General features: G+C 41.9%; 19 protein-coding genes. All 19 read left to right on the forward strand.

Annotated features, from left to right (window positions below):
- The first annotated feature begins 143 nt into the window (after positions 1–143).
- The 19 genes from DBR40_RS00935 (at position 144) to DBR40_RS01025 (ending at position 21081) form a co-directional block, all read left to right on the forward strand.
- Complete coding sequence (locus tag DBR40_RS00935) at positions 144–3686, forward strand: hypothetical protein (protein ID WP_124557933.1); 3543 nt, start codon at positions 144–146, stop codon at positions 3684–3686.
- 12 nt (positions 3687–3698) lie between these two features.
- Positions 3699–4145, forward strand: a complete 447-nt coding sequence (locus DBR40_RS00940) for a hypothetical protein (RefSeq protein WP_124557934.1) — start codon at positions 3699–3701, stop codon at positions 4143–4145.
- An 11-nt stretch (positions 4146–4156) separates the two neighbouring features.
- The gene (locus tag DBR40_RS00945; protein ID WP_124557935.1) at positions 4157–8698 is read left to right on the forward strand and encodes a DUF6443 domain-containing protein; all 4542 of its coding nucleotides are present in this window, start codon (positions 4157–4159) and stop codon (positions 8696–8698) included.
- An 8-nt stretch (positions 8699–8706) separates the two neighbouring features.
- Positions 8707–9174, forward strand: a complete 468-nt coding sequence (locus DBR40_RS00950; RefSeq protein ID WP_124557936.1) for a hypothetical protein — start codon at positions 8707–8709, stop codon at positions 9172–9174.
- A gap of 165 nt (positions 9175–9339) precedes the next feature.
- Positions 9340–9672 (forward strand): hypothetical protein, encoded by a 333-nt coding sequence (locus DBR40_RS00955; protein WP_124557937.1) that lies wholly within the window; start codon positions 9340–9342, stop codon positions 9670–9672.
- 566 nt (positions 9673–10238) lie between these two features.
- Positions 10239–11078 carry a LytR/AlgR family response regulator transcription factor gene (locus DBR40_RS00960; protein ID WP_158673973.1) on the forward strand — a complete coding sequence of 280 codons (840 nt, stop codon included), beginning with the start codon at positions 10239–10241 and terminating at the stop codon, positions 11076–11078.
- Positions 11079–11104: 26 nt separating this feature from the next.
- Positions 11105–12049: a hypothetical protein gene (locus DBR40_RS00965; RefSeq protein ID WP_124557939.1), complete on the forward strand. Its 945-nt coding sequence runs from the start codon at positions 11105–11107 to the stop codon at positions 12047–12049.
- Between the two features lie 2 nt (positions 12050–12051).
- Entirely contained in the window at positions 12052–12537 is a 486-nt protein-coding gene (locus DBR40_RS00970; protein ID WP_124557940.1) for a hypothetical protein, read from the forward strand.
- Positions 12537–13154, forward strand: a complete 618-nt coding sequence (locus tag DBR40_RS00975; protein ID WP_124557941.1) for a toxin-antitoxin system YwqK family antitoxin — start codon at positions 12537–12539, stop codon at positions 13152–13154. The genes DBR40_RS00970 and DBR40_RS00975 overlap by 1 nt, the downstream gene beginning before the upstream one ends.
- Before the next feature lie 56 nt (positions 13155–13210).
- Positions 13211–14116, forward strand: a complete 906-nt coding sequence (locus tag DBR40_RS00980) for a hypothetical protein (RefSeq protein ID WP_233603746.1) — start codon at positions 13211–13213, stop codon at positions 14114–14116.
- A gap of 127 nt (positions 14117–14243) precedes the next feature.
- Complete coding sequence (locus tag DBR40_RS00985; protein WP_124557942.1) at positions 14244–14435, forward strand: hypothetical protein; 192 nt, start codon at positions 14244–14246, stop codon at positions 14433–14435.
- A 3-nt stretch (positions 14436–14438) separates the two neighbouring features.
- Positions 14439–15410 carry a hypothetical protein gene (locus DBR40_RS00990; RefSeq protein ID WP_124557943.1) on the forward strand — a complete coding sequence of 324 codons (972 nt, stop codon included), beginning with the start codon at positions 14439–14441 and terminating at the stop codon, positions 15408–15410.
- Complete coding sequence (locus DBR40_RS00995) at positions 15410–16366, forward strand: hypothetical protein (RefSeq protein ID WP_124557944.1); 957 nt, start codon at positions 15410–15412, stop codon at positions 16364–16366. The genes DBR40_RS00990 and DBR40_RS00995 overlap by 1 nt, the downstream gene beginning before the upstream one ends.
- 7 nt (positions 16367–16373) lie before the next feature.
- Positions 16374–17300 (forward strand): hypothetical protein, encoded by a 927-nt coding sequence (locus DBR40_RS01000; RefSeq protein WP_124557945.1) that lies wholly within the window; start codon positions 16374–16376, stop codon positions 17298–17300.
- 1 nt (position 17301) lies between these two features.
- Entirely contained in the window at positions 17302–18198 is an 897-nt protein-coding gene (locus DBR40_RS01005; RefSeq protein ID WP_124557946.1) for a hypothetical protein, read from the forward strand.
- 4 nt (positions 18199–18202) lie between these two features.
- Positions 18203–18487 (forward strand): hypothetical protein, encoded by a 285-nt coding sequence (locus DBR40_RS01010; protein ID WP_124557947.1) that lies wholly within the window; start codon positions 18203–18205, stop codon positions 18485–18487.
- A gap of 30 nt (positions 18488–18517) precedes the next feature.
- Positions 18518–19243 carry a hypothetical protein gene (locus DBR40_RS01015; RefSeq protein WP_124557948.1) on the forward strand — a complete coding sequence of 242 codons (726 nt, stop codon included), beginning with the start codon at positions 18518–18520 and terminating at the stop codon, positions 19241–19243.
- Between the two features lie 6 nt (positions 19244–19249).
- Positions 19250–20170 (forward strand): hypothetical protein, encoded by a 921-nt coding sequence (locus DBR40_RS01020; protein WP_124557949.1) that lies wholly within the window; start codon positions 19250–19252, stop codon positions 20168–20170.
- Complete coding sequence (locus DBR40_RS01025; RefSeq protein ID WP_124557950.1) at positions 20167–21081, forward strand: hypothetical protein; 915 nt, start codon at positions 20167–20169, stop codon at positions 21079–21081. The genes DBR40_RS01020 and DBR40_RS01025 overlap by 4 nt, the downstream gene beginning before the upstream one ends.
- The last annotated feature ends 6 nt before the right edge of the window (positions 21082–21087 follow it).

A 21087-nucleotide genomic window follows, 5' to 3' on the forward strand; every position in this document is an offset into this window, starting at 1 on the left:
CGCTATGGAACATGACACTCCCGATACTTTTTGTTTCAGGTTTTAAAAAGCCCCTGCTCCCTTAAGGACTAATCATCTCTCCTTATAGGATGGCCTTCGTCTGCGGGCGCCAAGTTTTTTGTCTACAATCTTTATCAAATTATATGAAAGTTAAATTAAAGGCGTTTTTTTGCCTTGCCCTTGTTTTTCAGCTGCTGGCAGGTGTAGTTATCGCCCAGCAGCGGGTTAATATTGAATCCCTGATCCCGCCTTCGCCGAATGCCGGCGAGCTGGGTAAATACGGGCAGATCCCGGTCGGGCTGAATACCGGTGTCCCTGATATCAGCTTCCCCTTGTACCAGATCAAATCGGGCAGCCTGAGTTTGCCTGTTACCCTGTCTTACCATGCCTCGGGCAACCAGGTAAACCAGCGGGCAACCGATGTGGGCCTGGGCTGGAGTATTCAGGCAGGTGCACAGATTAATAGAAGCGTAAACGGTATTGCGGATGATGCAAATGTAGGAGGGGCGCTGGGCTACTTTAATTATACTGCACCGGACCTTGGGGTCATAAACAGTATTGTTCACCAGGATTCGCTTAAACAATACACCCAGGATTATGCTATCCCTTACCAAAACCCCACAGGTACACCCGGAACCCTTTGGGGGCATGACCTCGAGCCTGATATGTTCCAATACAGCTTGGGTGGCAAAAGCGGCAAATTTATTTATACCAAGGCTAAGTCCTTCATGACCATCCCCCAAGAGCCTGTCCGGATAGTTAAGTTCCTGGATAATTCCAATAAAGTATGCTTCCGGATTACCGATGATGACGGGGTAACTTATACCTTTTCCAACTATACAACCAGTAATTTTCTTTCCGGCTACCCTTCCACCTGTACCGATCTAACCTCTTATATCAGTACCTGGCACCTCACTTCGATAATTTCCGCCGACCTGCAGGATACCATCAGCCTTGAGTATGAGACGGCCCATATCCATGACGAGACCGAGCAACATGTAAAGAGCATTGGCAGGAGGCTGAAAGATGTGTGGTGGGGACCTGATAACCTGAGTTACTGTTTGGATGGGGTAGATGTCCTGGATACAGAAGTTGACCCGTGCAGCGGCTTTGGTAAGGTGAAGAAGACACAGGTGGACTACAATGAGCTTAGGATCAAGCGGATCAATTTTAAAAACGGCTACATCCTGTTTAACCGCAACAGTAGCCGCAGTGACGTTCCCAGTATAGAACTTTCTTCAAACCATGCGCTTGACAATATCGAAGTGTATGGATCCAACCAGGTATTGGTTAAAAAATACATCTTTGAAACGGACTACTATACCGCGCAGCCAACAAGCACTGATGTCTGGAAGAACTACAGGCTGCGGCTTAAAAGATTCTATGAGGCGGATGTTTCAGCAGGTCCTGGGAAAAAAGAGTATGCCTTCGAGTACGAAACAACTCCATTACCCCCTTATGGCTCTTATAATGTGGATTACTGGGGTTTTAGTAACGGGCAGAGCAATAGCGATCTGATTCCATATGCTGTGTACGACAATACGGTTTTTCAGTCACTTTACCTGGGAAACCTGACCGGAAATTCTTCTGTTACCGTGGAAAATAAATATGCCTTTACCAATCCAGGCTCATATGTGGTTGGCTATGCCAACCGCGAACCTTCGGCAGATTATATGGTATCGGGCATCCTTAAAAAGATTGTTCATCCAACCGGGGGCTATACCCAATTTGAATTTGAGCCGCACCGTTATTGGTCATTTTATGCCTCCCAGGAAAAAATTGGGGGTGGCCTCCGTGTTAAATCCATTAAAAATTATTCTGCGGCCGGGGTATTGGCCACGGAGGATTATTATAAGTATGGAACGGCAGAAAGTGGAAGGGGTACATTGCTATTCGATGAAAATACTTTTTACCGTAGTTATGAAGATGTTGTGGACTATTATCCTTCCAGTGCCCTTTCTGGCTGTAATTATGGCACCAGTGATGGGAGTATGTTTGCCTGGAGAAGGAATTTTCTTGGTATTTCGAAATATAGTTCACCGGGCTTTAACGGAAGTCCGGTGGTTTATCCAACAGTTGCCAGGTATAATGACGGAAACGGCTCTAATGGTAAGGCGGTTTATAAGTTCAATGTCGAACTATCGGCAAACGAGCTGATCCCGGGTATGTTTGCCAACAGCGGCAATTACGGCGCGATCAACAATGCCTGGCACCAGGGCGAACAAATCGAAGAGACGCACTACAGGTATGCAAACAACCAGTATTACCCGGTCTCCAGGATAAAAAACCAATATTCAGCATATGACCTAAAAGATGAGGTAGGGGTCATGTTTAAGCCTGTTATCAATACTATTGTATCCAGTCCTTTTGTTTTGACCAATTATAATGGCTATCAGTCCCTAACCAGTCCCGGTGGCCCTTCTGCTCCCAATATTGTCCGTTCCCATGGGATGTTTGGGGTATACCAGTACTGGATCAAAACAGGTACTTTCAGGAAAATAAAGGAAATTCAAACCACTTTTGATGCAGTGGATACGACCCAAAAGGTTGATGTGGTGACAGACTTTGTTTACGCTAATGCGGCAAACCGCTACCTTTCCAAACGTGAAAAGACGATCAATAGCACTGAGAAAGCGATCAACCGGTTTAAGTATCCACAGGATCTGAGTGATGCGGTATCGCTGTCGATGGTTTCCAGGAACATGCTGAGCCCTGTTGTGGAAGAAAAATCCTATCAATCATTATCGGGCACGGAAACGCTGCTTTCTACAGTCCAAACGGGCTACAGACAGTCAGGGAACCTGATTGTAAAAGATTATATTAAAGCATCAACTGGTTCCCTTACGCCAGAACCGCGAGTACTGTTCAACCAGTACGATACCTCAGGCAATATTACTGAGCAGCAGATGGCGGACGGGGTAAAGGAGAGTTACCTTTGGGGTTACCATAATGCGCACCCTGTTGCCAAAATTGTAAATGTGCCTTATAATACCGCCATCCAGTATGTTAACCAATCGATCCTGGACAACCCTTCAAGCGATCAGCAGCTAAGAACAGAGCTGAACAACCTCAGGGTAAACCTGCCCAGTGCCCAGGTAAGTACCTTTACCTATCAGCCTTTGGTTGGTATGACCAGTCAGACGGATGCAAAGGGGATGATCACCTATTATGAATACGATAGCTTCCAGCGTTTAAAAGCTGTTAAAAACCAGAACGGCGAAATCCTGAAAACCTATTGTTACAACTATGCGGGGCAGCAGACCGACTGCAATTCCAGTGCCGGAGGGACAACGCCGACCACACCTACCCAGGTTTATGCCAGGGTGGAGGTGGAAAACTCAGCCACGAATCCGACAAGTGACGGGAGCAGCACTGATGCGGATATCTATATTGCCCTTTACAGCGACGCAAACTGTACGCAACCCGTTTCCTTACCCCAGTCGCTTGACGTGAACATGGGGACAAGCTCAAGCTCTTATGAGAACAACGTTTATGCAGGTTTGAACTGGACAGATACCTATACGGTACCAGCCAACACCAACCGGCTATATCTTGGACGTTTTACCACGGATTGGTGGTATTCGTATTACGACCCTTATTATGAGCAGATTATCAACTCTTACTATTATTACTACCAGATAGAGGATAACGGTATGAATACTTATATCCCGGCAGGAACCTATTAGACAATAACGAACATGAAGATCTATTTTCCATTATTTACCCTGCTGCTGTTGCTGGTGGGGATATGCAATACATTCGGCCAGGAGGCTGTTAGACAGGAAGCCGTTAAAAGTAAAAAAGAACGCCAGAATGTACTGTCCAAAGAGCTGGGGCTAAACCCGGAGCAGTCGGCAAAGCTTGTGGAACTGCAGGGGAAATACAGCCAGCAGGTAAAGGGGGTGTTGCAGGATACTTCACTCCGTGGACAAAAGCGGGGCCTGCAGCTTAAGGCCCTTTCGCAGCAATACCATTCTTCGATGAATATACTGTTGAGCCCCCAGCAGCAGGAAAAGATGGCAGCCTCGATAAAAGGGCGCAGGCCTGCTAAATTACAGGAGTTTAGGCAGCAGCTGGAACCAAAGCTTCCCAAAAAGATGACAAAAGGTTTAGCCGCAGACAGCAGTAAAGTTATCACCCATTAACGCCTCTCCTAATGAAAAGAAGAATAAAGATCACCAGTATATTTACCGGCCTATTGGCCCTATGCGCTATGCTAAGCGCCCATGCGCAGCTTTCGGTCAGTTATTCACCGGCTACGCAAAGCTATAGTACGGGCAACAGTATCACTACGCTTTCGCCCACAGTAGGTGGGGGAACGGCATCTGCCGGCGGTCAGACCACCAGCAGCCTGGTCAGCAGTGGCCTATCTAACCCCTTGAATACCGCTGTTGATGCAGCGGGGAATATCTACATCGCCGATTCGGACCACAACCAGATCCAAAAAGTTACTCCATTGGGGGTGGTAACGACCCTTGCAGGTTCGGGTTCTGCAGGATCTACCGACGGAACGGGTACTGCTGCAAGCTTTCAGCATCCTTCAGCATTGGCGGTGGATGCCTCAGGGAATGTGTTTGTCTCCGACCAGCAGAACCATAAGATCAGAAAGATTACCCCATCAGGGGTGGTAACAACCTTTGCAGGCAGCGGGTCTCCGGGTTTTGCCAATGGTACGGGAACAGGCGCAAGCTTTTACAGCCCTATCGGGCTGGCCTTTGATGGCGCAGGCAACCTTTATGTAGCGGATTATTCAAACCACCGGATCCGGATAATCACACCATCAGGCGTGGTGAGTACCTTTGCAGGTACAGGCAGTGCAGGTTCTTCGAACGGCAGCGCTTTATCGGCTACTTTCCGTAACCCAATGGGGGTGGCGGTTGATGCCTCGGGCAATGTGTATGTGGCTGACAGGTTAAACCACATGATCCGTAAAATTAGCGGGGGTACAGTAAGTACGGTTGCAGGTAACGGCTCCATGGGCTCGGCCAGTGGATATGGTACCTCTGCTACCTTCCAATACCCCAATAACCTGGCTTTGGATGCCTCAGGCAACATCTATGTGGCCGACCAGCAGAACAACACCATCCGCAGGATCGATGTTTCGGGTTATGTATCTGCTTTTGCGGGTACGACTTCGGCCATTACGGTTGATGGTACGGGTTCTGTGGTGCGCTTTAACTCGGTTTATGGTTTGAGTATCGATAGCCAGGGCACGCTTTATGTAGCTGAGAACGTTCCGGGCCGGATTCGTAAGATCGCTACGGCTGCTTTTGTGGTGGCCCCCATGCTTCCGGCGGGCTTAAGCTTTAACAATACGAACGGGAATATTAGCGGTACACCTACTACAGCTACCGCTGTTGCCAATTATTATGTCACGGCCTATAATACCAGTACGAGTAGCTCGGCCTTTGCACTGAACATTACGGTAACTGCTGGCAGTGCGGCGGGCATTCAGCCCAGTAACAGCCAGAACTATGTGGTGGAGACTACCGTACGGGAGCGGGATATAACTACGCTTGCCCAGGTCGGGAATCTATCAGTTGCCCAGGCCAACCGGAACATCAGTTACTTTGACGGGCTGGGGAGGCCGATGCAAAATGTACAGGTACAGGCCAGCCCTGGGGGGAAAGATATCGTACAGCCTATTGTCTATGATGCTTATGGCAGGGAAGTAGTAAAATACCTGCCTTATGGGGCAAAGAGTGAGAATAATGGGGCTTATAAAACAGACGCCCTAAGCCAGCAGGCAAACTATTATACGACTTCCAACGGCAGTACAACCGGCTGGGATGGGAATGTGGTAAAAACGCCTAATCCTTATAGCGTAACGGTTTTTGAATCCTCCCCTTTGAACCGGGTGGAAAAGCAGGGTGCTCCGGGTGCTGCCTGGCAACCTGGAACTGGGCGTACAGCGGTAAGTGAATACGGTACCAATGTGGCAAATGATGTGAGGAAATGGGTGGTGAGTGGTACAAGTGCTTCGGCTGGTTACTATGAGGCAGGGAAACTTTATAGGACGACGATAAAAGATGAGAACTGGACACCCGGAGATGGAAATACGGGAACCTCAGATGAATACAAAGATTTGGAGGGGCGTGTGGTCTTGAAGCGGGTATGGGAAACGGCTACCAAAAGCCTGAATACTTATTACGTGTATGATGAGCTGGGTAACCTGCGTTATGTGCTGCCGCCTGCAGTTAACCTGAACACGGATAGGCTATCGGGTGAGATCACTGGTTTCTACGAATCGGAAGCAGTATTCAGTGATTTTATCTACGGTTACCATTACGATGGACGTAAACGGTTAATAGAGAAAAAGATCCCGGGCAAAGACTGGGAGTATATGGTGTACAATACTTTGGACCAGGTAGTATTGACCCAGGACAAGGAGCAGCGTAACTCCAGCGAGTGGTTGTTCAGTAAATACGATGCCTTTGGTCGTGTGGTGATCACCGGTTTGTATTCTGATTCTAGAGCACGGGTGGATATGCAAGGTTACGTAGACGGTCTGTTGGGAGACAATACCTACAAGTTATGGGAGGTACGCAACAACAGTAATGAAAGCGGTACCAATACCGGTTATAGCAACGATGCTTTCCCTAAAAACGTGGTTTATTGCCATAACATCAGTTACTATGACAACTATAACTTCTATGACAACACAATGGGGCAACCCGTTTTGCCACAGGTTGGCAATGAGCGTGTAAAGACCTTGCTTACCGGTACGCGGACTAGGGTACTGAGTACTGGTACCATGCTACTGAGCGTAAACTATTATGATGCGGATGGACGGGTGATCACGACCAAGAGTGAGAACCACCTGAATGGCACCTATCCAGGTACCGATGTAGTAAACAACGAGTGGAAGTTTGATGGCAGCTTAAAGAAAAGCACGCGGGTGCATGTAGGCAATGGGGCGACAACAACCATTACGAACAGTTATACCTATGATCAGGTGGGCAGGAAGAAAACAACGAAGTCGCAGATCAACGGGGGGCAAGAGGTAACGCTATCAAGCTTAAATTACAATGAAATTGGTCAGTTAATCAGTAAGGACCAGCACAGTACCGACGATGTTAGCTTTGCACAGCATACTGGTTATACCTATAATGAGCGGGGTTGGATGACTAGTCAAAGCAGCGGCTTATTTAATTTTTCGCTGGGTTATAACAGTGGCGGTAGCCCGCAGTACAATGGTAATATCTCTAGTCAGACTTATACCAATGGCGGGGCTTCGAATACCTTTAATTACAGCTACGACAGGCTGAACCGATTAACGGTTTCCAGTGCAGGGAACAGTTTGGGGGAGAGCCTGAGTTACGATGTGATGGGCAATATCAAGACGTTAAGCAGGGACAATTATGGTATGAATACCTACAGCAATTATGCGGGTAACCAGCTCAAAACCATCAGTGGTTTTACCAATGGAACCTATGTCTACAACGAAAACGGAAACCTAACCAGTGATGGGCCTAACGGGAACAGCATCAGCTATAACTATTTGAACCTTCCATTGCAAGTGAGCGGGAATAAGAATGTAAGTTATTCTTATGATGCTACAGGCAAAAAGCTGAAGAAAGTAAGTACTACTATGGGCACCACAACAGATTACCTGGATGGTATTGTTTACAAAACCGATGGCACCATTGATTTCATTCAGACCGAAGAAGGTATTGCGCGTAACAGCAGTGGAAGCTACAGTTATGAGTACAACCTTACCGACCATTTGGGCAACGTGAGGGCGAGTTTCAAAAAGAACCCGGTGTCGGGTATAGTAGAACCTATACAAAGGGATGATTATTATGCCTTTGGGTTAAGAAAGGTTGCAAGTGGTGGGACAAATAAATATCTTTACAATGGCAAGGAGTTGCAGGAAGAGTTAGGGCAATATGATTACGGCGCTAGGTTTTATGATCCCGTGATTGGAAGGTGGAATGTTGTAGACCCATTGGCAGAAAAAGGAAGGCGATGGACACCCTATTCATACACATTCAATAACCCTATTAGATTTATTGATCCTGACGGGATGTGGTCTACGGAAGTTGAAAAAAATAAGGATGGCTCCTATACTGTAACTGGAGGTAAAGCAGACGGCGATTTAAATATCTATGTAGTTAACAAAAATAAAGAACGAACAGGCGAAATTATAGGGAAATCTTTAACAGAGTATTCTTTTTTAAGTGATGATGGAAGTGCAGTCGTTGGAGCTCAAATTAGCGATAACAATTATAGTGGGACAAGTTTTATGAATACTTTGATAACTGGTAACTTTGAAAACTTGAGCTTAGGAAGGTATATGATTAACGCAACTGGAGGTAAAGCTTTTGATATCAAAACCGAAAATATAAATGAGCGGCCTAAAGATATGACACGAACCCAATGGACTTATCGAGGAATGCCTTTTGAAGACGTCAATGAATTTGGTAATAGAGATGGAAAGACTACAACTTACGCATCAGCTAGAGATTTTGGTAATGTTGCTGCTGGGTACGTTGCAGGTAGAAATGGCATAAATTGGAAAGAAGCAAGGCTTGGATTTGATTCCCTTCAGACTTATCAGGAAGGGAAGATAAGTAGCGAAGGTAAACCAACTCAACTAGCACAAAAAATTGGACATTCTGTTGGTTTTGCTAGATGGTCAAAGCAACATCCTATAAAGTCTTCGATAAATAACAATCAAAATCTACCAGTACATTAGTCTTAATTATGAAGAAATTAGTTTTTATTATAGTAATATTTACTCTAGCCTTAGGGATTTGGTACGGAGAATCACGGAAAATTTATGATTTAGGGAATGGAGAATATTTAACGGTATGGAAAACATATAATAACACCTGTTATATAATACCAGGGAAATACTATAAACTATTGAAACCATTCGATAATTATATCCAAACGACTAATGATCAATACTTAATGATTTACTTCCCTAATAAAGGAAATAGAAGTTTAATTGTGAGAAATCAGGGAACATTTGGAGGATCGAAAGGGGGGTATAGTATTGTTAATAATTCAAAAGAGGATTTTAAAATAATACCTTATTCAGGTAAAGTGGAAGAAAATTTGTACAAATCAGGAGCCACTCTAATTAGTGATGTAAAACAGAATATTTCTTATTTAGATATCAATATTAAGGAAAACTATGCCATGAATCAACATGGCAATAGGCTTTAATTTGTCTCATCCAATTATTATTGGCACTGTTTCTTATAAAATTATTTCGGATGATTGACTAATTATTATGAAAATTATTAATCGAACTCAGGTTATAAAGTAGACTTGCCTCATTTGCGATATAATTCTAGTGATCGAAATCTACTAAGTGGCAATTGGTTTTATATGAAGGATGGAAAGTATGTAATTCTATCTGGCATAAAATCAGAACTTGAAAAGGTTAGGCATTTGGAGGGAATCTCTATATATGGTGACAATATAATACGTCTAAGATTAGTAATAGAATTACTAAAGAAAAATGTGAAGAGAGGGTTGATTAACTTATCGGAGGAAGACTATAAAGAACTTGCTTATAAAGTGTTGAGAACTGATCCTACTCTATTAAGGACTGATGATAGTCTGATAGAAGATGGAGTTAATAATTGGTTGTCACCGATGCTCTTAACACCTTTATACGAGGATATTTTGCAACAAGATCGGGGTAAAGTGAAAGAATAGATTCCTGGTAATGGGATACCTTCATGTTATTATTGTGTATATGGATGTGCCAAACCAGTGTATCTACTCTGGTCTGTCTACCCCATCCCACCAATTTTAATATGTAGCGAAATTAGCTATAAATCAGGGTTTTACTGGTTGTTTGTTTTTGGTGAAGAGGGGGCAATATGCTATGGTTTATCCAGTTGGATACTGATTATGGGCAGAAAGGTATGTTTTTATTGGTTGTTGACGTAGGATAAAGAATACTTATTTCTGTATAAATGTGCTTTTTTTTTAGCGAAAAATTATTATTTTAATGGTATTTGTGAGTTTACAATTCGTACAGACATATTTTCTTTTTTTTTGTATTTTCTTTTTGCCGTTTATTTTATTTTGAGGAAATTCGGGCGATTAATTGCAACAAATATGTACACATCTATTGTTAATGCTTCTCTCAATTTATTCTGCACTGCAGGTATTTGCCATCCCTAGATCCGTTACAAACCGGTCGGTTTCTGCTTTAGTCAATATGCCTTTTGAAGGCGAAAGGGGGAATGATGTGTCGCTATCAAAGAAATTACATTATGATTAGTTGTTATGTAATAGGAGAACTGCACACTGTTGAATTGCTTTGTGTTTATTTAAGTGACTATTCACTTACAGAATTAAAGGGATACTCCATACATCGGCCAGAGTCTTTTGATGCTGTTTACGCCATCAGGCCAGACATTGTTTTTTTAGATGTTGCATTATTGGGAGTGAACAACAATTGGTTGGAAAGAATTAAGCAGTTTTCTTCAATTGCTTTCATTTCAGAAAATACAGATATGGCTTTTGAGGCTTTTGAAAGTGCTGCTTTCGATTACTTGATTAGTCCGGTTACCTATAACCGTTTTGTTAAAAGCATCAATAAATTCGATCACATGAGGCAGCTTGTGCAGGCTGTAAACGGCACTAAAAAACAACATATTGTTGACTCATTTTTTATCAAGGCAGATTCAAAGGGGGTGAAAGAATTTTTGATCAAATGCGATGAGCTTGTTTATATAGAGGCCATGCAGAACTATGTTGTACTCTATATGGAAAACAATCAGCGTTTCTCCTGTCACAATACCATGAAAGAGATGGAAGATAGTTTGCCCGGCTCGTCTTTTAGCAGGATACATCGTTCATATATCATAAATGATGAAAAAATTAAAATTATTGAAGGGAATATGGTAGTGCTTGAGGGCTATGAAGAACATAAACTGCTTGTTGGTAATACCTACCGAAAAGCTTTTTTTGAAAAAAAAGTACGAAAAACGATCAAAAAGAAGGCTGGCGTGCAAATCTTATCTTGTCCTAGGTTGGCCTCGGTGCTGTTTGCCTTTGTCGGGATCTTGATGGAGGTGCAGGCCATTGCTGAATTTAACCTACAGTTTTAAACATGGAGCGATCAGATTATATACAGATGAAAAAGAATATAAATATTTTAATGGGGGCTATATTGCTGTTGCTTGCAGGTTGCAGCGAGTTTATCGAACCTTCTATTGAAAACAGAAAGATTGAGGTGTTGGCACCAGCCAATAAATTGGAGACCAATAGCTATCAGCAAACCTTTTGGTGGAACCCTATGGCCGATGCCCTTTTTTATCGGTTGCAGGTAGTATCTCCAAAATTTGACAGTGTAAGCAAGCTGGTTTTAGACACGCTGATTACAAAAGAAAAATTTGTATATACAATGGATCCCGGAAAATATGAATGGCGGGTTAGGGGCGAAAATGGCAGCAGCGTTAGTGATTATACTAAGCGGTCATTGGTAATTTTCCCTTCTAGCCTTACCGAACAAAGTGTTCAGTTAACGGTTCCATCGAGCGGCCTTTATTTTTCAAAACCTGAAATCCGTTACGAGTGGCTTAAACTTTTTGGCGCTACAGTTTACCGCTTACAGGTAGATAACAACAATTTCCTGGATGAAAAGAATATGACGCTAAATATCACCACCAGTAATTTAGGTTTTTTGCAAACGCTCAGCCAGGAAGGAACCTACCAGTTCAGGGTAAGGGCAGAAAATGCTACCGAAAATTCGAAATGGAGTACTGTACGTACATTTAGCTACGATGCTACAGGACCTGAAAAGGTTAGTTTAAGTAGCCCCATAAACAAGCAGCTGGTTTCGAGACCTGTACGGTTGGTATGGAACCGGATGGCTGATGCAGAACGTTATGAAGTGTCGGTATATAAAAGTGATGAACAGACGCCATACAGTAAGAGCTACCCGCAGATAGTAACATCTACCGAGCATGTGTTTGATGCGGGAGAGATAGGCGAAACCATTGCCTGGAGGGTAAGGGCCTTTGATAAAGCTGGAAATGCAGGTGCCTATAGTGAGATTAGGACTTTTACCATACAATAAGGATGAAAAGCAAGAAAATGACCTATCTGCTGATTTGCTGTGTGGCAGGGGTGTGGGGGATAATTTTTTATCGGGTATTTGATGGGTTAGCTGCAGAAGATAGTGCCCCGCTTAATTCAAGGACCATTAAGGAGCCATATTTTAATATGGTCGATCATGCAAAAGATCCGGTAATATTGGAAATGGGCTACAGCGATCCTTTTGCTTTGGCCAATTCAGCGCCTGAACCGATTGTTAAATCGGCAATCTCCGTTTTACCATCACTACCCTCACCAATGAAGCCACAGGTAAACTGGTCTGGAATTATTTATAGTGGACAAATTTATAATCGTGCAGAAAAAAGACAGGTCGCCATTATTAATGTAAATGGTAAGGAAGTGATGCTTAGTGAAGGGGAAGGTGCCAATGGCTTAAAATTTATAAAAAGGGTGGGGGACTCGATAAAAGTCGAATACCAGCATGCAACAAAATTTTTATCAATAAAATAATGAAGTTAATTTACATCATCTTGCTCCAGTTGTGCCTGCTGTTTTTTAAGGCCGATGCACAACGTATAAAATCTTATTTTAATGTAGACAACTATACCCATACCGTTAACTATGACCATTACAAAGCTGTATTCTACGTGCAAAAGCCTGAAATAGGGGCGGGCAATATTAAATCAGACCGGAAATATGCCTGGTTTAGTGGCAACCAGATCCGCTATACCCAGGGTGGTTATAGTGGCAGATTGCTTGATGGGGTATACAATGAATTTTATGAGACCAAAGGACTTAAAACCCAGGGACTTTTTGAAATGGGCCTAAAAACAGGCAATTGGAAAAGTTGGGGTGAGGATGGGAAACTGGATTCTATTATTCACTATGCTTCAGGCAATGCCAATGGCAGGTTTGAAAAGTATGATCAGGAGGGCATTTTGCTAGAGCGAGGAAAGTACCGGAATGGGCAGTTAAACGGAAAGCTCGAAAAACGCATCATTGCAGACAGCATTCAGGTAATTAATTACAAAAACGGGAAGGTAGTTGCTTATAAACCCAGCAAAGCCGTTAAAATTACGCGTTGGTTAAAATCGATTTTCACTAAAAAAGATCAAAAACTAAAATAAATAATAATAATAATAATAATAGAAAATCTGATAAAATCGCCTCAAAATACATTAAAATGAAATACATCATCAAATTATCTGCTCTCCAATTATTTTTTCTCGTTCCCTTCATCACTACAGCGCAAACCCAAACCCGCAACGATGCAGGCCTTCAGGGAGATGCCGGAGCGGTATCTGGTTTTTTTGAAACTGTTGCTCCGGTTAACTATCCGGCAGGAGCAAGCACCTGGTGGCATTTGCTGGATGTTCGGCACAGTAACTCCAATAACAACTATGCGATGCAATTTGCTGGAAGTTTTTTTGATCAGGAGCTGTATTTCAGAAAAACCAATGGTAATCCAAGCCAGCCATGGTCGAAGGTGTTAACAGAAACAAATGGAGTAGTTTCAGTTGGAACTGGGATACCTGAAAATCATGATGGATGGGAAAAAGTTTTTGGGGTCAAAGCTAATGCTCATGCTAAATTCATAGTTGAAACCAACAATGTGATCAGTGGCATTTGGTCGCATAATTTGGGTTACTACGGTGCACCAGCAGGGGGAATAACAGGTACTTATAGCAATCATCCTTTTTCAATCGTAACTGGAGCAACGACCAGATTAACCGTTTCAAATAATGGTAATGTTGGGATTGGTACCATATATCCTGCAGAAAAATTATCGGTTAATGGTAATATCCGCGCAAAAGAAATCAAAGTAGAAGCAGCCAATTGGCCTGATTATGTTTTTGAGGAAGGTTATGACGTTGGAACCTTGCAAAAGTTGGAAGGTTACATTAAGGCCAATAAACATTTGCCGGGAATGCCTAGTGCTAAAGAAGTAGAAGCAAACGGAATTGAGGTGAGTGAAATGCTAAAACTACAACAGAAAAAGATTGAAGAACTTACCCTGCAACTCATTGAACTCAATAAAAAAGTATTAACACTTCAACAAACACATCATAAACCAACAAAGCATAAATAATGAAAAAAATAATATTTTTCTTATTATTTACTGCCTGTCACATTGCTTCAATTGCTCAAACCTCAGTTGCTATTAACGTAGGGGGGATGCAGATAAATATTATCCGGTAAGTCCTACTGCACAGGAAATGGTAAAAGAAGGAATTAATCTGGTTGAGTTAAATATTAAGCTGCTGCAAAAAGTGGAGGAGCTTACGCTGCACCTGATTGAAAAGGAAAAGCAGTTGGAAAAACAAACTGAAACAAACCAGAAACAGCAGGTGGAGATTAATCAGGTGATGAAGGAATTAAGAATTATTAAGAAAACCATAAAACATTAGAATATGAAGAAAATTCTTGCTCTTGTTTTCCTTAGCGCCTGCTTTGGAATTGTGTCGGCTCAAAATAACAATGTGTTTCCTGCTACGGGTAACGTCGGAATTGGTACCACAAATCCGGCGGCTAAAATTAGTTTTAACGAGGTAAGCGAATCTGATATGCCAAGCGGCTTAACCTGGTTTAGCGGGGCACCTTTAAGTTATGGGATTTACCGTACGGCCGGTGCCTGGCTTGCACCAGCATACCAACAAATGAAGCTTCAATGGGATACGGGAATTATTTTAGATCCGGGAGCAGGATCCCAAAAGAGCTATGTTGATATTATGGGCGGAGGGTTGCGGGTAAGTTCAGGATATGTTGGTATCGGCATCACCAGCCCAAACCAAAGGTTATCTGTTGCAGGTAATATTTTTGCCAGCGTAGGCTCAAATGAAGGCCCTTCACTTATACTCGAAAACCCATCAAAAAATGCAAATGCCGCAGGTTACCGCTGGATTTTATATAATATGACAGGCTCGTACGGTAACTCATTACAATTTTGGAACTATAATCAAGACAATTCTGTTATGGGGCCTAAATTTACGATCAGCGACAATGGTAATGTCCTCATCGGTAAAACAAGCCAAACCAACACAGCGTATATGCTCGATGTAAACGGCAAAGCCAGAGCTAACGAAATTGTGGTGAATACCACTGGAGCCGATTTCGTATTTGAAAATGATTACAAACTACGTAGCCTGAAAGATGTAGAAGCTTTTGTGAAACAAAACAAACACCTGCCCGAAGTGCCAAGCGCCAAAGCCATGCAGGAAAATGGGCTGGGTGTGAGCGAAATGCAAACCAAATTATTACAGAAAGTAGAAGAACTTACGCTCTACCTTATTGAGCAGAATAAACGTATAGCCGGGTATGAAAGCAACCAGCAGAAGCAGCAAAACGAAATAGAAAAACTTAAAAAACTTTTGTATAAAAAATAATGAAGAAAATTACGCTCACCTTTTTTGCCATTTCTTTCGCATTTATGGCCTACTCGCAAGATGCCAATGTTTTAACAGGACTAGGAGATCCTGCCTACGGCGTACGTATTAAGGTTAATTTTCCGGGGTTAACATCTGCCTATGCAAGAGGTTATTATATTGCCAATCAGGATAATAGCACAAATTTCCTTGGCTTAGGCGTAATGGGCGAAATTAATAATGGAGTATCGACTATGAACTATGGTTGGATCGGCAGAGATTATAACGAAACTTACATGTCCTTTCTGCAAAACGGAAATGTAGGTATTGGTACCAATGCGCCAGCAAGCAGATTAGAAGTAACTTCTGGTGCAAATTACAATCAATTAAGTTTAACTAAAAATACGCTCGAAGGAGATAAAGGCGCCGGCATTGTTTTTAAGAATGCGGTGAATGATGGTAGTATACCAGAAATTGCCGGTATACAGGCTAAATTGTTGCATGGTGGTACAGGTTTGGTAGCCGGTTCTTTAAGCCTGTATACCAAATATAATTCTTCTAAAGTAGAGGCCGTTACCATCAATCCGCAAGGAGATATGGGGATTGGTACAGCCACCCCAAGAGAAAAGTTATCGGTAAACGGCAAAATCCGCGCGCACGAAATTAAGGTAGAGGCCGGTAACTGGCCCGATTATGTTTTTGAGGAAGGTTATCAGGTTGGAACATTGGAAGCGTTGGAGAGTTACATTAAAGCGAATAAACACCTGCCCGAAATGCCCAGTGCGAAAGAAGTAGAAATAAACGGGGTAGAATTGGGCGAAATGAATAAGTTATTGCTAAAAAAAGTAGAGGAACTTACCCTGCACCTGATTGATAAAGATAAAAATCTGCAAAATTCGAATAAACGCTTGCTGCAGGTTGAAACCAGACAAAAAGAAATGGAAACACTGCTTAAAAAACTAACTGCACATAAATAATTCTATAATGAAAAAAATTAAATTCTCCTTGTTTTTATTGCTGTGTTCTGTAACAGTATTTGCCCAGGTATATACCGATCCAAATAGTGGTTACGTAGGAGTAGCCACAACAAGCCCGCTGGCTCCTTTTCATGTTTCGGGTGGTACAGCAATGACCCATGGATGGAGGAGAACTTCGCTTTTGCAAGCAACCTACCCTGCGCAGGTTTTTAACAGTGCAAATAATAAATATGGAGCTGTCGGTTACGATTATAGCAACGGCCTGTTCTTCTGGGTAAATGCTTCATCAGAAGATGTATCGGCAGTTTCTCCGGCAGTTGGCATTTTAAACGATGGTAATGTGGTAATTGGTTCTGGGGGTATTACTAATCCTCAAGGATGGAATAAAGTACTTCAGGTAAATGGAAATCAGCATGCCAAATTATTAGTTACTGAAAGTAACGGCGTTAAGCTAGGAATGTATGCTCATGTAGGTTATAACGCTAAAATCGGAACAGAAAGCGATCATAACCTCACTTTTACTGCTGGTTACTGGAATGATGTAATGACCTTAACGACCGGTGGTAGTGTAGGGATAGGTACTTTGACTCCAAATGAAAAACTTGCGGTGAACGGTAAAATCAGGGCACGTGAAATAAAAGTAGAAGCTGCCAACTGGCCAGATTATGTTTTTGAAGCTGGTTACGATGTTGGAACGTTAGAAAAGTTGGAAAGTTACATTAAAGCAAATAAACACTTGCCGGAAATGCCAAGCGCCAAAGAAGTAGAAGCAAATGGGGTAGAGTTGGGAGAAATGAATAAACTGCTGCTGAAAAAACAGGAAGAACTTACGCTCTTGCTAATCGACCAGCATAAGCAATTACAAAAACTAGCTCAAAAGGTTGCAGTACAGGAACAAGAACTGAAAAAACTAAAGTTGGCAAAAAAGAAATAGTATGAAAAGATTCATATATCTTATTCTATGTTTTTCAGGGGTACTGATTTCCTCAAAAAGCCATGCACAGGATTATACTTTTAAATGGAATGGACATTCTGCTCAATTTGCCAATGAAGTTACCGGTTTAGTGTCCTATATCGATTTTGGTGACGCCACAATATGGGGCTATATGGAGGTAACTCTAAGTGGCGGCTTTAGTCACCAAAACACAACGGGCTGTTATCGCAAACGGTACGACATTGGCAGAAATGGAGGCTCGGTGTTTCATTCTAATACTTCGGAAGTTTTAGCCGCATTTGGTCCTGTGGCTGCGCAATGGAAATTGGGCGAGTTACAGATCGATGCAGCTAACCACCTCATTCTCCCACTATACCATTTGGTAAGTACGGCCAATTCAGTGATCGTAAACATAAACGGTTTGTCGGTAACATCGGTTAACACCGCTGCTATACAAATTACTACTCCACAGGTATTGGCCAATAACCAAAGCCGCGATTACAAATTTACGCTCGAACCCATGGCCATTGGTACCAACAAAATCGAGACCGATACGAAATTAACAGTAGGAGGTAAAGTAGCTGCCAGAGAAATAAAGGTAAGCGTAAATGCAGGAGCCGATTTTGTATTCGAACCCGATTATAAACTCCCTGCTTTAGCTGAGCTCGAACAATTTGTAAAAACCAATAAACACCTTCCCGAAATACCAACTGCCCAGCAAATGGTAAAAGATGGTGTTAACCTGGGCGAGTTGAATATAAAACTGCTGCAGAAAGTAGAAGAGCTTACCCTGCATTTAATTGAAAAGGACAAGGAGCTGAAACAAGAGAAAGAGAAAAACCAATCGCAGGAAGACAGAATTTTGAGGTTAGAGGCTTTAATGAAAATAAAAAAATAATGGCATGAAAAGATATACCATAACAGCATTACTATGCTTAGCAACAAAGTTTTTGCTGGCCCAAACTTCATTAACCATACAGGATACAAGAGCCACCTCAACAACACCCGGCTCTTATAGCCGTTCGGTAGAGGCACATTTTAAAGAAACAACAGTGCTTGGCCTTTCGACTGGTATTTACCACACCATATTGGGGATAAGGGGTTGGTCTGATGATACTGGAGGGCGAGCGCATGAATTAGCCTTTGGTGATGGAAGTGATGTTTTTCTTCGCTCTGGGTTTAATTAATCAGGTTGGGGAGCCTGGCGATCCTTTTTGGTGAGTAATGAGAATTTTAGTATTGGCCAAAGCAGTATACCAACTGAAAAGTTAACTGTAAACGGTAATATTTTACTTGCAAATAGGACAAATAGTTACTTGATCAGCTATGCTTCTTTATCCGAAACTTTTAGCGGAGCATCAACCATTCTGGGGAATAATGTAGTGGCAGGTTCGACAACTAATACGGTAAAGAAAATACGTAGTATAGCCGATGCCGGTTCTTTTGTTTCGTTAAACTATTATCATGGCATTACTTTTCATACGGCTGTTAACGGCGATTTAAATACTGAACAACCCGTTGAGAATAGTGAAAAAATGCGGATTACACAAAGTGGTAACGTTGGCATTGGGACTGCCAATCCAACCGAAAAGTTAGCGGTTAATGGCAAAATCCGTGCAAAAGAAATTAAGGTAGAAGCAAGCAACTGGCCTGATTATGTTTTTGAGGAAGGGTACAAAGTTGGAACGTTGGAAGCGTTGGAAAGTTACATTAAGGCGAATAAACATTTGCCCGAAATGCCAGCAGCCAAAGAGATAGAAACGAATGGTTTAGTGTTGGGTGAGGTGGTTAAGTTACAGCAGAAAAAGATTGAGGAGCTTACGCTGCACCTGATTGAAAAGGACAAGGAACTTCGTAAGGAAAAAGATAAAAATAAGTCGTTGGATGATCGGGTTACAAAAATCGAGGAGCTGATGAAAAAAAATACTACCATATCAAATTAGTATCTAATGAAGAAAATCATATTTACAGGTGCATTTATAACAACGGCTTGTATTGTAAATGCACAAGAAACCTTACAAACAGTTACCGAAAGAGGTTATACGACAGTAAAAAATGTAGAAAATGCAATTATTGTTCAGGAAGCTAGCTCGGGTAACAATATTCAGTTATATCAACAGGCAGGCACGAGTTATTTATTAGCAGGAAAAACAAATGGTACACCCAATCAAAGATTGGCGGTTTATACAGGTGGAGCTGAACGGCTAAGTGTTTTGGCTGGTGGTTACACTGGTATTGGTACTACTGCACCTACCACCAAATTAGAAGTATCTACTGGTACAAATTATGATCAACTGGGTTTGACCAAAAATACTGTAGAATACTATAAAGGTGCAGGAGTTATTTTCAGGAATCTTGTTGATGATGGTACTACAACCGAGATAGGTGGGGTACAGGCAAGATTATTGAATGGAAGTACGGGTAATGTAGAAGGCTCTTTAAGTTTTTATACCAAATCCTATTCTGCAAAGGTAGAGGCCGTTACCATTAAATCTAATGGAGATATGGGAATTGGTACAACTAATCCAACCGAAAAGTTAGCAGTAAACGGCAAAATCCGTGCGAAAGAAATAAAAGTAGAAGCCACTAACTGGCCCGATTATGTTTTTGAGGAAGGTTACAAGGTTGGAACGTTAGAAAAGTTGGAAAGTTACATTAAGGCAAATAAGCATTTGCCTGGTATGCAAACAGCAAAGCAGATTGAAACAGATGGTTTGGAATTAGGCGAAATGGTTAAACAATTGCTGAAAAATCAGGAAGAACTTACTCTCCATCTAATCAAGATAGAGAAAGAAAACAAACAATTAAAAAAAGCCTGCTCCAAAATGAGGAGAGAAATGAATGATATAAAAACAAAAAATAAGATATGAAAAAACTAATGTTATTCGGTTTACTTACGCTCTTATGGAGTTTTTCATTTGGGCAAAATGGTAGTTATCCAGGGATTTTAAAGATAAATGCTCTAGAAAGTAGTCCGGCATTTTTTTACATTAATACGAATATTCCGGCAACAGATAATCCAGCTCCGCAATTGCATATAACCGGCTATATGTATGGAAATTCAAATAAGGCCCTTGATATTACAATAGGTTGGTATCATTATCAGAGTAGTTTTTATTGGACTCAATATCATAGTCAACTCGGTTATGCCAAACCAGCAAGGATTCGGCTCGGGAAATACATTAATAGCAATGGTGTTACTTGTATTCGGGTTGAGTTATCTAATGGAGGAGTTTATTGGAGCAACTATACAATATCTGCTACAGATCAGAAAGACTTCCCCGCTTATTATTCTGGTTGGAGTTTTGCTTTGGGTGAAATGCCTTCAGAAAGTACCACGGAAATTAGAGAGGTGCCACAGCAATCGAATATAACTATACAAGGTAAATTGAGTATCGGAACCGACACACCTCCACCTGCTGATTACAAGCTTGCTGTAGCCGGAAAGATAATAGCAGAAGAGTTAAATATCAAATTAAGATCAAACTGGCCCGATTATGTATTTGAGGAAGGTTATAAAGTTGGAACGTTGGAAGCGTTGGAAAGTTACATTAAGGCAAATAAGCATTTGCCCGAAATGCCAGCTGCCAGGGATATAGAAGAGAATGGTTTAGTATTGGGAGAGGTGGTTAAGTTACAACAGAAAAAGATTGAAGAACTTACTTTGCACCTGATTGAAAAGGATAAGGAAATTGGCAAGCTTAAAAAAATGGAAGCAAAAGTAAACGAACTTGATCAAAAACTAAATCTGCTACTCCAGCAGCTAAATAAAACCCATTAGTAACAT

The sequence above is a fragment of the Pedobacter sp. KBW01 genome, assembly GCF_003852395.1.
GTDB lineage: Bacteria > Bacteroidota > Bacteroidia > Sphingobacteriales > Sphingobacteriaceae > Pedobacter.

Excerpts from the sequence above, each read along its gene's own strand:
- DBR40_RS00960 (WP_158673973.1), top strand. The coding sequence starts at position 10,239 with ATGATTAGTTGTTATGTAATAGGAGAACTGCACACTGTTGAATTGCTT.
- DBR40_RS00940 (WP_124557934.1), top strand. The coding sequence starts at position 3,699 with ATGAAGATCTATTTTCCATTATTTACCCTGCTGCTGTTGCTGGTGGGG.
- DBR40_RS00975 (WP_124557941.1), top strand. The coding sequence starts at position 12,537 with ATGAAGTTAATTTACATCATCTTGCTCCAGTTGTGCCTGCTGTTTTTT.
- DBR40_RS01000 (WP_124557945.1), top strand. The coding sequence starts at position 16,374 with ATGAAAAAAATTAAATTCTCCTTGTTTTTATTGCTGTGTTCTGTAACA.
- DBR40_RS01020 (WP_124557949.1), top strand. The coding sequence starts at position 19,250 with ATGAAGAAAATCATATTTACAGGTGCATTTATAACAACGGCTTGTATT.
- DBR40_RS00945 (WP_124557935.1), top strand. The coding sequence starts at position 4,157 with ATGAAAAGAAGAATAAAGATCACCAGTATATTTACCGGCCTATTGGCC.
- DBR40_RS01010 (WP_124557947.1), top strand. The coding sequence starts at position 18,203 with ATGAAAAGATATACCATAACAGCATTACTATGCTTAGCAACAAAGTTT.
- DBR40_RS00935 (WP_124557933.1), top strand. The coding sequence starts at position 144 with ATGAAAGTTAAATTAAAGGCGTTTTTTTGCCTTGCCCTTGTTTTTCAG.
- DBR40_RS00990 (WP_124557943.1), top strand. The coding sequence starts at position 14,439 with ATGAAGAAAATTCTTGCTCTTGTTTTCCTTAGCGCCTGCTTTGGAATT.
- DBR40_RS00965 (WP_124557939.1), top strand. The coding sequence starts at position 11,105 with ATGAAAAAGAATATAAATATTTTAATGGGGGCTATATTGCTGTTGCTT.
- DBR40_RS00950 (WP_124557936.1), top strand. The coding sequence starts at position 8,707 with ATGAAGAAATTAGTTTTTATTATAGTAATATTTACTCTAGCCTTAGGG.
- DBR40_RS00955 (WP_124557937.1), top strand. The coding sequence starts at position 9,340 with ATGAAGGATGGAAAGTATGTAATTCTATCTGGCATAAAATCAGAACTT.
- DBR40_RS00995 (WP_124557944.1), top strand. The coding sequence starts at position 15,410 with ATGAAGAAAATTACGCTCACCTTTTTTGCCATTTCTTTCGCATTTATG.
- DBR40_RS01005 (WP_124557946.1), top strand. The coding sequence starts at position 17,302 with ATGAAAAGATTCATATATCTTATTCTATGTTTTTCAGGGGTACTGATT.
- DBR40_RS00980 (WP_233603746.1), top strand. The coding sequence starts at position 13,211 with ATGAAATACATCATCAAATTATCTGCTCTCCAATTATTTTTTCTCGTT.
- DBR40_RS01025 (WP_124557950.1), top strand. The coding sequence starts at position 20,167 with ATGAAAAAACTAATGTTATTCGGTTTACTTACGCTCTTATGGAGTTTT.
- DBR40_RS00970 (WP_124557940.1), top strand. The coding sequence starts at position 12,052 with ATGAAAAGCAAGAAAATGACCTATCTGCTGATTTGCTGTGTGGCAGGG.
- DBR40_RS00985 (WP_124557942.1), top strand. The coding sequence starts at position 14,244 with ATGGTAAAAGAAGGAATTAATCTGGTTGAGTTAAATATTAAGCTGCTG.